Source organism: Cohnella sp. OV330, from assembly GCF_900112065.1.
Lineage (GTDB): Bacteria > Bacillota > Bacilli > Paenibacillales > Paenibacillaceae > Cohnella.
The window spans coordinates 139,740-154,222 of sequence record NZ_FOKE01000013.1 but is presented as its reverse complement, the minus strand read 5'-3'; the positions used below and the strand labels follow the sequence as shown (position 1 = coordinate 154,222).

The following is a 14,483-nucleotide window of genomic DNA, read 5'->3' as shown; positions in this document are numbered from 1 at the left end:
GTGAATCGAATGTCCCTCGAATCGCTCAAAGTCCAGGTCATCAAAAAAGCATGGGAAGATCCCGCGTTCAAGCAACAGCTGCTGGCCGACCCTAAGGCCGCGGTCAAGGACGCGTTCGGCGTCGATCTGCCGCAGGAGATTCAAGTGACGACCGTCGAAGAGACCGCTTCGCACTACTATCTGGTCATCCCCCCGAATCCCGAGGATATCGGCGACGGCGAATCAAACGTCGAGGTTGTTTGGTAGGATGCCTGCCGCGGCCGCCTCTTCCATGGCGGCATCGCTGGCAATCGGGAGCCGAATCAACACTTCGGTTCCCTGCCCCTTGCGGCTCTTGAATTCGATGGTCCCTTTCATCACCTCGATGATGCGGAAGGTGACCATCGTCCCGAGGCCGGTACCCTTCGATTTGGTCGAGAAATAAGGCACGCCCAGCTTGGCGATTTGCGCTTCGTCCATTCCTTCCCCGTTATCCTTGATCCATATGGTCGCTTCTCCGTCTTCCTCATAAGCGTTGATCTCGATATAGCCGTCTTCCTTGAAGGCCTCGATGCTGTTCTTCAGCAGATTGATGAGCGCCTGTTTGAACTTGGACGAGCTGCCGATGACGGTCAATCCCGGATCCGCGTTAATCTGCAGCCTGCCGCCGTGCATCGCCGCATGCGGGGCGATGATGACTTCGAGCTGCGCCAGCTCCTCCGCCAGATTCAGGGGAGAGACGGTCTCGAGCTCGGGCTTCGCGAAGGTCAGAAAGTCCGTGATGATGCCCGAGGCGCGGTCCAGCTCGCTCACCGCGATGTTAAAATGCTTCTTGCTCTCGCTATCCCCCCGGCCCGCCAGCAGCTGCAGGAAGCCTCGCGTGACCTGAAGCGGATTGCGGACCTCGTGCGCGACCGACGCGGCCAGGTCGCTGATGATCTTCAGCTTCTCCGTTCGCTCCAGCCGATGGTTGAACAGCTCCAGACGCTTGGAGTAGGAGAGCAGCATCCGGTAATCCGCGGATATCCGCCTTGCCAGGATGATCACGAGCCCGACGATCAGCAGGACGACCCCGATTTTCCACAAGAAAAGAATGTAACTCTTGCCGCTGGAATAGTAGAGGATCAGATCCGTGGCGCCCGAGAGCGCCAAGAGGAAGAGGGATGCGGATAAAATGATCGCGTCCCTGTTCTTGCGCAGCGCATTGATCACGGACAGCACGGCAATGATCAGCAGCTGAACCAGGATCAGCGAACCGAGGATCGGGTTCGTGAGCAGGTAGTATAGGTCATAGTAGCGCTCGTTGGTCGCCTTATAAACGATGAAGGCCAGGAAACAAAGGGCGGAAAATCCTGCCTGCCATTTGCGGAATCTCGTAAAGAAGCGGAAACGACTCCCCAGTACCTCGTCGACGTAATAGCTAAGCGCGGGGAAGAGTACGAACATCGACAGGTCGAATAGCGATAAAAAGAGATTGGCGTAAGACTTGTAATAGATATACAGCATCGGAGAATAGACCGATATCAGCGTGCCGATAGTCAGTGCGATCAGGCAAAGCGAGATCCAGGAGCTTCGCTGCCGGCGGTTCAGGTAGCTCGAGCAAATCAGCATGATCAATGCCAGAAACGAGATCGAGCCTCCCAGCATCAGATCGGGCAGCTCTCTTCGGATGTAGCTCTCCTCCAGCGGCGCGAACTCGCCGACGCGGGCGTTCGTGATGAATCCCGCGCGCGTCCCCGTCGTGAGGATTCGCACGTCGATGTTCGACGCTTGGTCGTAGGAGCCAAGCGGCAGCAGCAGCCTGTTCAGGTGAAAGTCGAAGTCGCGCTTCGACTCGAAGAGCAGATCGCCTTCTTTGAAGGCGGCCAACTCCAGTCCGTACAATCGCCTGACCAGCAATCCCGGCCGCTGCCAGCCGTCCGTCGGCGGCACCCGCAAGCGAATCCACGCGCCTTGGGCGTCGGCCGGCAGATCGACCAGCGGCGTGCCCGCCTCGGCATCGATCCATTTGCCGCCGTCGGGCGGCGAGACGCCGGGCTGCGCGCCGTCCGGAATCCACATGACCTGCCAATGGTCGATTTTCGCTTCCGGCGTCGCCGCCCAGCTCGTATTCGGCCCTATAATAAACAGCGCGGCGATGGCGACCGCATATGCCAACGCTGCGATTAAGCGAACCGCTTTCATATTGCACCCCATTTTACATACCGCATGCTTTGGCAAGATCTGCCGCGGGAAAAATTGCCTGTTACCAACTAAAATTCGACAGCATGATTCAAACTCCTGTATGATCCGTCAAATCGCAGGGCAAAAGTTCAGACGCGATTGGGCCTTATTGCCTAGGAGCGAAAGCGGCGAGGCACCATGCCTCCCAGTCGACGCCGTCCTCGTAGCTGACGCGGTCCCACTGCCGTCTGTCGGCGCTCTGCGGACCGAAGCCGGGGCCGCCGAGCAGGACGCGAAGCGCTGGATATCGGCTGGTCGCCCGATCCAGCCACTCGGAGAGCGGTGCGATATGCGCCGGATCGGTGACGGATATCGCCGCCGCCCGCACATCCTTCATTTCGATCAGCTGGCCGAGCCCCTCATAGGGCGTATCGGGGCCCAGATAGATGACGTCGACGCCCCGCTTGCGCAGATAGAGACTGAACAGCAGCAGCCCGAGTTGATGGTGCTCGCCGGGCGGGCAGAAGGCGACGGCGCTCGGCATGTTCGGGTCGACCGGCAGCGACCGGAACACTTGCATGAATCGCTGCAAGATGAGCTGCGAGGCGAAATGCTCTTGGGCCACGGCGATTTTACCCGCTTCCCAGTCGGTTCCGATCCGGACGAGGAGCGGAGCGAGAATGCTGTGGAATGTTTTTTCGTAGCCGTAAAGGGACATGGCGAGGTCGATGGCCTGGTTGGCCTCCTCGGTATTGAAGGCGACCAGCGCCGGGTACAAGCGCTCCGCGATATGCGTATCGATCCGGACGGAACGCGCAGCTTCGGACGCGTTCGAAATAAGGGGGCGGCCGCCCGAATAAGGGTCCGCCCTATCTATTTGTTTTTCTTGTTTGAGTTGGTATGCGATCTCCCCGATCTTCAGACCCTGCTCCTCCATCAGCCGCTTGACGCTTCTGAGCGTGGCGACATCCTCTTCGCTGTATAGACGATGCCCGCCGGCGCTCCGGAGCGGATTGACGATACGGTGGCGTGCTTCCCAGGCGCGAAGCGTGACGCCAGGGATGCCGAGCATGTCCGATACTTTCTGAATGCTGTACATGGCGCACCTCCACCCAACATTATACATAAATGATACAAAACTTCTTTAGTATATCCGGAAAGAGAGCTTTCGGTATAACATAGACCATTATTTATTGCTTGTCTTGTATAGATTGTGTACAATTAAAAGCAATATCTATACAAAAGATATACAAAAACACGGTAGAGGACGGTAAGGACGTTATGGGCGAACGGACGCAATGCGAAGACCATACGCAGGTGTTGAACGCGGAGGCCGTATTGGGGGCGATGGAACGGTCCTTGGCGATGGTCGAATTCGATATGGAAGGTACCGTGCTGTGGGCGAACCGTAACTTCGCGGACGCGCTGGGATACGGCCAGACGGAGATGCGGGGACTGCAGCACCGGCGCTTTTGCACGCCCGCGTTCGCGGCCAGCGACGCCTATCGCGAACTGTGGTCGAATCTGCGGAGCGGGAAGTCCTTTCAGGAAAAAATCCAACGGGTCGCCAAGAACGGCAGCCTGCTCTGGTTGGAGGCGACGTATATGCCGGTACGCGGGGCGGATGGCGGCTACGAAGCCGTGATCAAGGTCGCGACGGACATCACGTCTCGCGAGGAAGCCGCGATCCGGCATGCCGAAGAGCTGAAGGGCATGGCGCAGGAACTGTCGAGCCGGGCGGGAGAAGGCGTAACGAAGAGCGGAGAGATCGAAGCCGCCATCGACCGGATGCGCGCGGATTCGCTCGACAATCTCGAGCTGCTGAGCCGCCTCGAGCGTCAGGCCGACGCGATCAGGGGCATCGTGCGCGCGATCCGGGAGGTGGCGGGGCAAACGCAGCTGCTCGCCCTGAACGCGGCGATCGAGGCGGCTCGCGCGGGCGAGTTCGGGCGGGGGTTCGAAGTCGTCGCCTCGGAGGTGCGCAAGCTCTCGGGCCAAGTCCGGGACGCCGCCCAAAAGGCGAACGGCGAGGTGGAGGAGGTCGTCGCCCGGATGGCGGAGATCGGCAGCGGGACGAAAAGAGCGCAGACTTCGGCGGGAGAGAGCCTGCGCAGGCTTCAGGACGCGGTAGAAGCGTTTAGGCGGATCGAGGACGCGGCGCGCCGGCTGGACGAACGGTCGGAGGCGCCCGTCGGCCGTTAATGCGATGGCGGCGGCGATTTCTAGTATTTTCATTTTGAACGCCGTGCTTTAAGATGGAGAGAGACAGGCCTAATGTCCCAGATCGGAGAAATGGAGAAAAAAGCCGATGAACGCACGCTCTCTGCTTGGCCCGCTCGCCGCCTCGATTCTTCCTTATGCCGCGTTCGTCGTATTGAGCAGGAATCCGGGCTGGGACGGCATATTCGTCCTGCCCGGCGCGCACTTTTACATCGTCAGCTCGGTCGCGCTGCTGGCGCTCGTCGTGGCCGGGTTCGTCGCCGTCGCCGGCAGGCGCGTGCGCAACATCAAAGTGAGCTTCCTCGCGTTGTCCTTCGTCTCGTTGGCCGTGCTTTTCATGGTGCACGGATTGTCTACGCCTAATTTTCTTATAGGCGTCACGCCTTTGCCGAAGATCAGCGCCCCGCTCAGCGTCATCTTCGCCACCGTCTGGCTTTGGCTCTCCTCCTGGCGCTCCGACCACCCTTTCATCCATTTTTTATCCTGCCGCGAACGGCTGCTTTTACCGCTATGGACCATACTGCTGGCGCTCGTCGGCTTGATCGGCCTGCTGCGCCCCGAGATCGTCGACTTTATTCGTCTCGACGTCCATCCGCTGAACACCTCGGCCACGCTGTTCGTCATCGCCGTCAATATCGTCACGGGCTACCGGTATTACAGATCTTATCTATATTCGCGTTTTCCATTGGAACTGGCGATCGTCTACGCCACGGCTTGGCTGATCGCGGCCCAGCTCATCATGACGCAAGGCGACGTATGGCGCAGCAGTTGGTGGCTGTATCACTTCCTGCTGCTTGCGGCGATGCTGGTCGTCCTGTTCGGGCTCTACCGTCAATATGCCTCCAGGCGTTCGCTCGCCGGCGCCATCAAAGGGCTGTTCACGACCGACCCGGTCGAGCGCATCACGAACGCGCTGCAGCCGAGCGTCCGCGCGCTTATGCTCGCCACGGAGAGCAAGGATCCGTATACGGCGGGCCACAACTTCCGCGTGACGCTGTACGCGCTTAAGATCGCGGAGCAGATGCAGCTTCGCCCGGAGCAGCTCCGCGCCCTCGTCGGCGGTACGATCGTGCACGACGTCGGCAAGATCGAGACGCCCGACGCGGTGCTGAACAAGCCGGGGCGGCTGACGCCGGAGGAGCGGGCGATCATCGAGGAGCATCCGGCGAGAGGATACGAGATGTGCAGAAACCTCGGGTTCATGGAGGAGGAGCTGGGCATCATTCGTTCGCATCACGAAAAGTGGAACGGCGAAGGCTATCCCGATCGCCTGGCCGGCGAAGAGATTCCCCGTATGGCGCGAATCGTGGCGGTCGCGGACGTATACGACGCGCTGACGAGCAACCGGGCGTACCGGCCTGCGATGTCGCACGAGGATGCGATGGCGATCCTGAACGCGAGCAAGGGGACGCACTTCGAGCCCGCCTGCGTCGAAGCGTGGGAACGGGCCTGCCAGGCCGAACCGGATATGACCCGGGAGGGCTCGGCGCTGTGGGAGCGGGGACTGGGCAGATCGGCGCTCGCTTGACCGTTAAGCATACGTGCCTGCGGTCATCGCTTTGGAGCGCGCACGCGCGCGGTTTGCCTCCTGCGGGCAGCGGGTAAAGTCCTGTATAACCAACCGACGGGAGATGAGGACCATGACCAAGCTGACCGGCGATCAGGCGCGCAATGCCGAGGATCGGGACAACAATTCGCTCGAGCAGAACCAGAAGATAGACCGCAGGCAGGACATCGAGCCCCAGGCCGAGGAATGGGAAGCCAAGCAGTCCCAACAGTCTCAACAGTCCCAGCAGTCGCAGCAGGAGCGGGACAAGTCCAAACCATAAGCAGCAGCCGCCGGATCTCGGCGAATCGAAAACGGCGCCGCTCCCGGACGGGAAGCGGCGCCGTTTGTTTGCTTAAAAATCGAAGTTGTCGGGATCGGGTCCGACCCGCCGGCCGAGATCCATCGCGGCGATCAGGCGATGATCTTCCTCGGTCAGCGAGAAGCCGAAGACGTCGGCGTTCTCGGCGATCCGGTGCGCCCGGGTCGACTTGGGGATGGTCGCCACGCCGATCTCGAGGTCCCAGCGAAGGATCACCTGGGCGACGGACTTGCCGTGCCGGCTCGCAATCGCGGTCAGCGTGGGATCGTCCAGCAATCCGCCTTGCATGAGCGGGGACCAGGCCTCGATCCGAATGCCGCGCTCGGCGGCATAGGCCCGTAGCTCCGGCTGCTGCAGCCGCGGATGCAGCTCGACTTGATCGACCATCGGTACGACGGTCGCGGTTTGCAGCAGGTCGTCAAGATGATGGACGTGGAAGTTGCTCACGCCGATCGCCTTGACTCGGCCGTCCGCGTACAGCTTTTCGAGGGCGCGCCAAGCGTGCTTGTATTTCCCCGCGACCGGCCAATGGATCAGATAAAGATCCAGGTAGTCCAATCCCAGCTTGCGGAGGCTCGTCTCGTAAGCCGCCAGCGTCTCCTCGTATCCGAGGTCGGCGTTCCATGCCTTTGACGTCACGAACAGCGCTTCGCGGGCGAGTCCCGTCTCGGCGAGCGCCTCGCGAATGCCGGCGCCGACGCTCGTCTCGTTGTCGTAGATCGCGGCCGTATCGATGCTGCGGTAGCCCTGGCGAATGGCTTCCTTAACGGCATTCGCCGCCTCGGCGCCCTCCGGCACATTGAACACGCCGAGGCCGAGCCACGGCATGCGGACGCCGTTCGCGAGCGGAAAAGCGCTTTGGAGATTTTGAATCTCATTATGCGTCGTCATGATCTGAATGATCCCCTTAACGGATTAAAATGAGTTTGAGGCTGGTGTCGCCGGCGTTCGGCGGTCATTGTTCGATCGGGCTTCCGCCTTTTCGAGGCGCAGGCTTGCAGCCGTCAGCAGCACGGCGGCGGCGACCATGACGGCGCCGACCCAAGGCGTATGCGCGACGCCGAGCCGATCCACGACGATGCCGCCAAGGAAGGCGCCGATCGCGATGCCGGCATTAAAGGCTGCGATGTTGAGCGACGAGGCGAAGTCGACGGCGTTTTTGGCGTACCGCTCCGCCAGCATCACGACGTAGAGCTGGAGTCCCGGCACGTTCATGAAGGCGAGCAGGCCCATGAGCAGGACGGTCGCCAGCCCGGCTGCGCGGTAGGGCGCGGCGAAGTTCAGCGCGAGCAGCACGATCGCCTGAAGGGCGAACATGACGAGCAGCGCCGGAACGGGCCGCTTGTTGGCGGCCTTGCCGCCGACGACGTTGCCGATCGCGATGGCGATTCCGTAAAACAGCAGGATCAAAGCGATCGACGATTCGCCGAATCCGGTTATATCCCGCAGAAGCGGAGACAAATAAGTAAAGACGACGAACGTGCCTCCATAGCCGAGCGCGGTGATGGAAAAGGCGAGCAGCAGCCGGCGGTTGCCCAGCAGCGGCAACTGGTGGCGAAGCTTGGTCCGGGCGGCGCCGCGCAGTCCCGAGGGGACGAGGGCGAGATTGGCCGCGAAGGCTACGATGCCGACGGCCGCGATGGCCGCGAAGGCGGCCCGCCAGCCGAGGTGCTGCCCGAGCAGCGTGCCAAGGGGAACGCCGGTCACGGTCGCGATCGTAAGACCCGAAAACATGGTGGAAATCGCGCTGGCCCTGCGGTCCCGGGGCACGAGATCCGCCGCTATCGTCGAGCCGACGGACATGAATACGCCGTGGGCGAAGGCGGACAGCACGCGGGCGGCGAGTAGCAGGACGACGCTGCCGGAAGCGGCGGCGAGGACGTTGCCCGCGATAAAGACGACCATGATCCAGAGGAGCAGCGTCTTGCGCGGCACGCCTGCGGCGAGCGAGGTCAGGATCGGCGCTCCCGCCATAACGCCCAGTGCGTATAGCGTGACCGTAAGGCCCGCCATGGATTCGGATATATGAAGATCATCCGCGATGAGGGGCAGCAGCCCGACGCTGATGAATTCGGTCGTGCCGATGGCGAACGCGCTCACCGCGAGCGCAAGCAGCGCAGCCGTGCTTTTCTTGGCGGCTAACGTCATTGGAGCATCACTCCCGTAGTAGATATCCCGGCCGGTGAATGCTATTATGGATGAATGTCGCCCGAATGGACAGTACGTACTTTTTAGTGATATAGGTACTAAAAAGTACCCATGGCGGCATGCGGAAGGAGATCGATCGCATTGGCCAAAAAATACAACATCTCCGTGGAAGCGACGCTCGAAGTCATCGGCGGCAAGTGGAAGTGCGTCATCCTGTGCCATCTGACGCACGGCAAGAAGCGCACGAGCGAGCTCAAGCGCCTCATGCCCGCCATCACGCAGAAGATGCTCACGCAGCAGCTGCGCGAGCTCGAGGATGACGGCATCGTTAACCGGATCGTATATAACGAAGTGCCGCCCCGCGTCGAGTACGAGCTCAGCGCTTACGGGTGGAGCCTGAAGTCGATACTCGACTCCTTGTGCAACTGGGGCGAGCAGCATATCATCAAGGAATACGGGGACAAATACGCGGTGCTCGAAGACAACGTGCTGAACCGCTAGAAGAGAGGTATTTGCAAATGACCAAGCCATCGATATACGGCTTGCCTTACGATAAGCTGGCCGCTTGGCTGGCGGAGCGGGGCTTCAAAAAGTCCCGTGCGGACCGGGTGTGGGAGCAGCTGTACCGGAGCCGCGTCGCGGATTTTGCGGAAATGGTCCCCGCTCTCGAACCGGCGGCGGCCGCGCTGCTCGAAGAAAACTTCGCGCTGCGGACGATGACGGAGCACGTCAAGCAGCAGTCCGCGGACGGAACCGTGAAGTTCCTGTTCCGGCTGTCCGACGGCAATCTCATCGAGACGGTCCTCATGCGTCACAAGTTCGGCTTGTCCGTCTGCGTGACGTCCCAGGTCGGCTGCAATATCGGCTGCAGCTTCTGCGCGAGCGGACTGCTCGCCAAGAGCCGGGATCTGTCGGGGGGCGAGATCGCCGAGCAGATCATGCAGGTTCAGGCGCATCTCGACGCCGCAGGCGGCGGAGAGCGCGTCAGCCATATCGTCGTGATGGGCATCGGTGAGCCCTTCGACAACTACGACAACATGGCGGATTTCATCCGCGTCATGAAGGACCACAAGGGGCTGGCCATCGGGCCTCGTCACATCACCGTATCCACGAGCGGGCTGGCGAACAAGCTGCGGGAATTCGCGGATTCGGACTTGCAGACGAACCTGGCCGTGTCGCTTCATGCGCCGAACGACGAGCTGCGCACGCGCATCATGAAGATCAACCGCGCCATTCCGATCGCGAAACTGATGGAGGCGATCGATTATTATCTGGAGCGGACGAACCGGCGGCTTACGCTGGAGTATATCTTGCTGCGGGACGTGAACGATCGGAGGGAGCATGCCGAGGAATTGGCCGATCTGATCGGCGAGGCGCGGCGGAGCCAGGTGAACGTAAATCTCATCCCGTACAATCCGGTAGACGAGCACAGCCAATACCAGCGCAGCGAGCAGGAGGCGGTACGGGGCTTCTACGACGCGCTCAAGAAGCGCGGCGTCAGCGTGAGCGTGCGGCTGGAGCACGGCGCCGACATCGACGCGGCCTGCGGGCAGCTGCGCAGCAAGCAGATCGCGAAGGCGAATTGAATAAAGCGAAAGGGGCCCGTTGAGCGGCCCCTTTCGCTTTATTAGCGTTCATTCTGTTCTGCGAGTGTCCGAACGCTTTCCGTCGGCATTCCCGTTAGCCGACTAACGAGCGCGACGTCGGCGCCCTCATTTAGCATACGGCGAGCAACTTCGACGATCCCGGCTTCTCGTCCTTCTTCCCATCCTTCTTCCCGCGCGTCTTTGATGAAGCTGATTCGATCCCGCTGCGCCTTTTCCCGCGCTTCGTACAGCATTCTGGTCATGTCGTCCTCGCTCAGGTAAGACAGACGCTCTTCGGCGTTTCGAATCGTCGGATCCATCTCGATCAACTCCTCCAACTGTTCTGGGGTCGTCCGTTCGTCTAAAAACCGCAGCCAGCGATGCAGCGGATCCTCGCGGCGGTACGGCCCGGCTCTAAACTTGGGGCATTCAATAAAATGCAGCTCGATCAAATCGGTAAGCCGATATTGCCTGGCGCCGTCTTCGTATAGTTGGAACGAATGATGGAAGTGTTCAAGCGGCAAAAACGGAAAGTCCAATATGTTGATGCAGATCGTCTTTTGAGCTGGCCGTAGTCTTCGCCTTCGCGAATGGAGTCGGCGAGCAAGCGCCCCATGTAGAACAAGCTGCGCTTTTCCATGTGCCGGTAGCGTCCGACCTGCATCTCGACGTTGATTTGCTCCCGGTCGGCCGTCTCGCAGCGTATATCCAGCACGCCTTCTTTGTCTTCGACGAGGCGCTTGGTAAGCAGCTTGCCGTCCAGGATGGTCAGATCGGCGATCGCCGCCCGGTCCGTCCGTCGCAGGATCGCGTTAAGCAGCCCGATCAGCAGCGGCTTGCTGTCGGTTTCTCCGAACAGCCGTTTGAACAAGTAATCGTTTTTCGGATTCAATCGCTTCTTCATGTTCCCGTTCTCCCCTCAGTATACCATAGCCTTTTGAGCGCTTGGAGGACGCAAAAAAAGCACGCGCCGTCCGTTAAACCCGCAAAATCGGGGTTAACGGCGGCGCGTGCTTCGCGTCCGCTTGCCTTGCTTGAATCCATCTTCGCTCGCGCGGGAGGGTTTGTCAATCCGAGGGTGCTACGCCTGACTCGCGACGACGGGAATCCATACCTCGCAGCGATAATCCTCCGCGTTCGTGTCTCCCTCCAGGTACACCTCCAGCTCGGGTGCCGGGGCATGCTCGTAGCCGCAGGACGGGAACCATTCGCTATAGATGCGTCCCCATAGCCGCTGAATCGAAGGCGTCACGGGGCCGACCGAGGTGAACACCGCCCAGGTGGCCTGGGGCACCATCCACGAGACGCAGCCTTCCGGCGTCTCCGCCTCCGCGTCGCACTCCACCGCGACCAAGTAGGTGAGCAGTTCTTCGCCAGGCGGCATCGAGCAGATGCCAAGCAAAGGGTTGCCGGAGCCGATCTCCGCTAATCTGGAGAGCGTCCCGTCGGCCTCGCATTCTCCCCAGTAAGCCGGAATTCTCCGGGTGTTCTCCCCGTTCTCGGTGCCGACCCGGATCATTTTGCCGACGACCTTGAACGCTTCTTTTTTGACGATCCGATAATCCATTTCCTTGTCTCCCTTCAACGACAGGTGGAAGGAAATACGCGGGTAGGCCTTAAGCGAGGCGCCTTGGGCCTTGGCCTCCGACGGCGCGATGCCATGCGCTTTGCGGAATGCCTTCGCAAACGACTCCGGCGATTCGTAGCCGTACTTCAGCGACACGTCCAGCACTTTGGCCGCGCCCATCGCGAGCTCCTGAGCCGCCAGCGTCAGCTTGCGCTTGCGCATGTATTCCGCGACCGTCATGCCCGTCAGCATGTGGAACATCCGTTGGAAATGATAGGGCGAGGTGCACGCCGCATGCGCGATCTCAGCCATGTCGAAGGGCTCCTCTACCATCCGTTCCATCCGGTCCAGCGCGTGCCGCATTCGCTCAAGCCACTCCATGCGCATCCCCTCTCTGACTCCACTCTATCATCCGCATGCCGGATTCGCCTGTCTTGGCGTGCTCTTCGCGAACAGCCCCGGCTTGCCGGTCAGATCGATTCCCGCCTGCGGGACATCAGGGCGAGCGCGCCAGCCCCGATCAGCAGGATGGCCAGAATGGAGGAGCCGCCCGTCAGCTTCCCGAGCACGTAGCCGATCGAGAAGATGGCGAAGAAGAGAAGCGAAAGGAAAGTCAAAATGTTGATCGGGATGAGCAGCCACTTGTTCCGGCCCCCGAACCAGTACAGCTCGAACAGGCCGACGGCAGGGGCGAGAATAAAGCCGGGCCACATCATCGACCAGTTGTCCAGCAGCATGGCGATCTGGCAGACGCCGTACACCGTGAGCAGGACGCCGCCGGGGACAAGCACGCCGACGCCTTTGCCGCCGAGCACCGAGAAGTAGAGCCAGTGGAAGAAAATACCCAGCGGGAGAACGAACAGCGTAGGCCAGAAATACGCGAAAATCGAGCCCGTGCCCAAATGCAGATCGCCGCGAAACAGCAGAAAAAGGCCGGCCAGAAGCAGGAGGGGACCGAGCAGCGTGCCGCGATGGATTTTCATAATTGATCGCTCCTTATAAGCAAAGCTTGGTTGCTTATAGCTTAACACCTCGATCTCGGCCCTGTCGTCCAACTTGCGCATAGCGCAGAATCAGACTGCAGACGGAGGCGCCGGGCCGGACGTTATGCTAAAAGGTGCGAGCAGGCGCGCAGCTCCCGTGGTCAGAGAGTCTGTCCGCTGTCCACGGTGACGAGCTGTCCGGTCATCGCCTCCTGTTCCAGCGCGAAGCGGATGGCGCGGGCGATATCCTCGGGCGACGAGATCGAGGCCAGCAGCGTCGAGGGCGCGAGCTTGCGCATTTGTTCTTCGCGACCGGCCCACCAACGCGTGCTCACGGCGCCGGGCACGATCGCGTTCACGCGGACGAGCGGGGCAAGCGCATGCGCCAGCGACAGCGTCAGGCCATGGACGGCAGCCTTGGAGACGGCATACGGCAGCGAGGAGCCGCGGCCGGTCTTGCCGGCGATGCTGCCGACGTTCACGATCGCGCCTCCGCCGCCGCGGACCATGAGCGGCGCGGCCGCTCTGGCGCAGTAGAACATCCCTTTGACGTTAGTGTTGACGAGCTCGTCCCATGCGTCGTCCGTCACCGCCTCCAGGTCCTGCAGCGGTATATGCCGCGTGACGCTCGCGTTGTTCACGAGCAGGTCCACCGATCCGAACGTCTGGTCCGCTATGCCGAACATGGCCCTGACCTCCGCGTCCGATGACACGTCCGCCCGCACGGCGATCGCCTGTCCGCCGAATGCCCGGATCGCCTCGGCCGTTTCTTCCGCTTCGGTTCGAGATCCGAGTAATTGACGACGACGGACACGCCAAGCGCGGCCAGCTCCAGCGATACCGCCCTTCCGATCCCCGTGCCGCCTCCCGTTACGATCGCCGTTCGATTTTTCAAATCCATCGCTGCGCCTCCTTCTATTCTGCCGAGATCTATTCGTTATTTAGTTTATAAGAGGTAGCGCGTTTCGTATAATTGAATAAATTGAAGATTTCATTCATAAAAATCGATCGGAGATGCGTCTCATGGATCCCAAATCGCTTCGCGCCTTTCACCGGATCGCGGCGCTCGGAAGCTTCCGCCTCGCGGCCGAGGAGCTGAATTACGCCCAGTCCACGGTAACGATGCAGATTCAGCGGTTGGAGGAAGACCTCGGCGTCGTTCTGTTCGAACGTACCGGCGGGCTTCGGCTGACCGAGGAAGGCAGATTGCTCAGGGAGCGGAGCCTGCCGCTCCTGCAGGATATGGACCGTCTGCGGCGGTCGCTGACGGAGATGCGCAATGGGGAAGCGGGGGAGGTCAGGCTCGGCGCGACGGAGCCCGCCGTCAGCTGCCGGCTGCCGGCGCTGCTGAGGCGCTTCGCGGAACGCTATCCGAAGATTCGAGTCTCCATCGAGTCCGCAAGTACGCCGGTCTTGAGCGAGCGGCTGCTTAAAGGAGAACTCGACCTGGCGCTCTGCGCCATGCCGGAGCATGCGGAGGGCCTGCACTTCGAGCAGCTGTACCGCGAGCCCTTCGCCGCGCTCCTGCCTGCCGACCATCCATTGGCATCGCAGGCGGTTGTCCGGCTGGAGGAACTCGCCGCCCATAGGCTGCTCGTCACGGCCTCGAATTGTCCCTATCGCCGCAAGCTCGAGCTCTTGCTGGCCGGGGGCGCCGCGCCGGCGGCGGAGACGATGGAGATCGGCAGCATGACCGCCCTCGCTTCCTATGTCGCGATGGGGCTTGGGGTCGCCCTTGTTCCCCGCGTGTTGGCGGACGAGCCTCCGTCCGGCGTCGCCTCTCGTCCGATCGAGGGAACGGCCGTCGATATGGCATGCGGCCTGCTCAGCAGAGCATCGGAGTCGCCGCTTACGCCGGCGGGGGCGAAGCTGTACGCTGCGTTGCGGGATGAACTCGCGGAGTAGGGCGGCGGCGAACCGAACTCTTTTCCAAGTTGGAGTGTATAAGTTGCGATACGCTTGGAAGGGA

Annotated in this window: 13 protein-coding genes and 2 pseudogenes; 7 read left to right on the top strand and 8 right to left on the bottom strand. The window is 61.2% G+C overall.

All coding sequences use genetic code 11. The features are described 5' to 3' along the window. The first annotated feature begins 9 nt into the window (after positions 1-9). Entirely contained in the window at positions 10-246 is a 237-nt protein-coding gene (locus BM235_RS26415) for an NHLP leader peptide family RiPP precursor (protein ID WP_090117240.1), read from the top strand. Here the strand turns inward: BM235_RS26415 and BM235_RS26410 are convergent. Next, the gene (locus BM235_RS26410; protein WP_158543795.1) at positions 223-2,163 is read right to left on the bottom strand and encodes a sensor histidine kinase; all 1,941 of its coding nucleotides are present in this window, start codon (positions 2,161-2,163) and stop codon (positions 223-225) included. The two genes, BM235_RS26415 and BM235_RS26410, sit on opposite strands and share 24 nt — an antisense overlap. A gap of 145 nt (positions 2,164-2,308) precedes the next feature. Continuing rightward, complete coding sequence (locus tag BM235_RS26405) at positions 2,309-3,241, bottom strand: MerR family transcriptional regulator (protein WP_158543794.1); 933 nt, start codon at positions 3,239-3,241, stop codon at positions 2,309-2,311. Positions 3,242-3,423: 182 nt separating this feature from the next. On the opposite strand from BM235_RS26405, the gene BM235_RS26400 reads away from it, so the two are divergent. The 3 genes from BM235_RS26400 (at position 3,424) to BM235_RS26390 (ending at position 6,191) form a co-directional block, all read left to right on the top strand. Continuing rightward, positions 3,424-4,344: a methyl-accepting chemotaxis protein gene (locus tag BM235_RS26400; RefSeq protein WP_090117237.1), complete on the top strand. Its 921-nt coding sequence runs from the start codon at positions 3,424-3,426 to the stop codon at positions 4,342-4,344. A 106-nt stretch (positions 4,345-4,450) separates the two neighbouring features. Beyond that, positions 4,451-5,890 carry an HD-GYP domain-containing protein gene (locus BM235_RS26395; RefSeq protein WP_090117236.1) on the top strand — a complete coding sequence of 480 codons (1,440 nt, stop codon included), beginning with the start codon at positions 4,451-4,453 and terminating at the stop codon, positions 5,888-5,890. A 112-nt stretch (positions 5,891-6,002) separates the two neighbouring features. Then, a complete protein-coding gene (locus BM235_RS26390; RefSeq protein ID WP_090117235.1) occupies positions 6,003-6,191 on the top strand; it encodes a hypothetical protein in 189 nt (62 codons plus the stop codon). 72 nt (positions 6,192-6,263) lie between these two features. Here BM235_RS26390 and BM235_RS26385 read toward each other — a convergent pair whose 3' ends face one another. Both BM235_RS26385 and BM235_RS26380 read right to left on the bottom strand, forming a co-directional pair. Then, positions 6,264-7,121: an aldo/keto reductase gene (locus BM235_RS26385; RefSeq protein WP_090117234.1), complete on the bottom strand. Its 858-nt coding sequence runs from the start codon at positions 7,119-7,121 to the stop codon at positions 6,264-6,266. Positions 7,122-7,145: 24 nt separating this feature from the next. Then, positions 7,146-8,378, bottom strand: coding sequence for an MFS transporter (locus BM235_RS26380; protein WP_090117233.1), 1,233 nt, complete (start codon positions 8,376-8,378; stop codon positions 7,146-7,148). Between the two features lie 111 nt (positions 8,379-8,489). On the opposite strand from BM235_RS26380, the gene BM235_RS26375 reads away from it, so the two are divergent. Then, positions 8,490-8,879: a winged helix-turn-helix transcriptional regulator gene (locus tag BM235_RS26375; RefSeq protein WP_090117232.1), complete on the top strand. Its 390-nt coding sequence runs from the start codon at positions 8,490-8,492 to the stop codon at positions 8,877-8,879. Positions 8,880-8,896: 17 nt separating this feature from the next. Beyond that, the gene (gene rlmN, locus BM235_RS26370; protein ID WP_090117231.1) at positions 8,897-9,964 is read left to right on the top strand and encodes a dual-specificity RNA methyltransferase RlmN; all 1,068 of its coding nucleotides are present in this window, start codon (positions 8,897-8,899) and stop codon (positions 9,962-9,964) included. 41 nt (positions 9,965-10,005) lie between these two features. Here the strand turns inward: rlmN and BM235_RS32765 are convergent. The 4 genes and pseudogenes from BM235_RS32765 to BM235_RS26345 all read right to left on the bottom strand — a co-directional run bounded on the left by BM235_RS32765 (position 10,006) and on the right by BM235_RS26345 (position 13,415). Continuing rightward, a pseudogene (locus BM235_RS32765) lies at positions 10,006-10,868 on the bottom strand (Rpn family recombination-promoting nuclease/putative transposase). Between the two features lie 177 nt (positions 10,869-11,045). Next, positions 11,046-11,912, bottom strand: coding sequence for an AraC family transcriptional regulator (locus tag BM235_RS26355; RefSeq protein ID WP_177244291.1), 867 nt, complete (start codon positions 11,910-11,912; stop codon positions 11,046-11,048). Positions 11,913-12,001: 89 nt separating this feature from the next. Next, the gene (locus BM235_RS26350) at positions 12,002-12,508 is read right to left on the bottom strand and encodes a hypothetical protein (RefSeq protein WP_090117328.1); all 507 of its coding nucleotides are present in this window, start codon (positions 12,506-12,508) and stop codon (positions 12,002-12,004) included. 167 nt (positions 12,509-12,675) lie between these two features. Then, positions 12,676-13,415, bottom strand: a pseudogene (locus BM235_RS26345) (SDR family NAD(P)-dependent oxidoreductase). A 122-nt stretch (positions 13,416-13,537) separates the two neighbouring features. Between BM235_RS26345 and BM235_RS26340 the strand changes: the two are divergent. After that, positions 13,538-14,419 (top strand): LysR family transcriptional regulator, encoded by an 882-nt coding sequence (locus BM235_RS26340; protein WP_090117227.1) that lies wholly within the window; start codon positions 13,538-13,540, stop codon positions 14,417-14,419. Positions 14,420-14,483 lie beyond the last annotated feature (64 nt).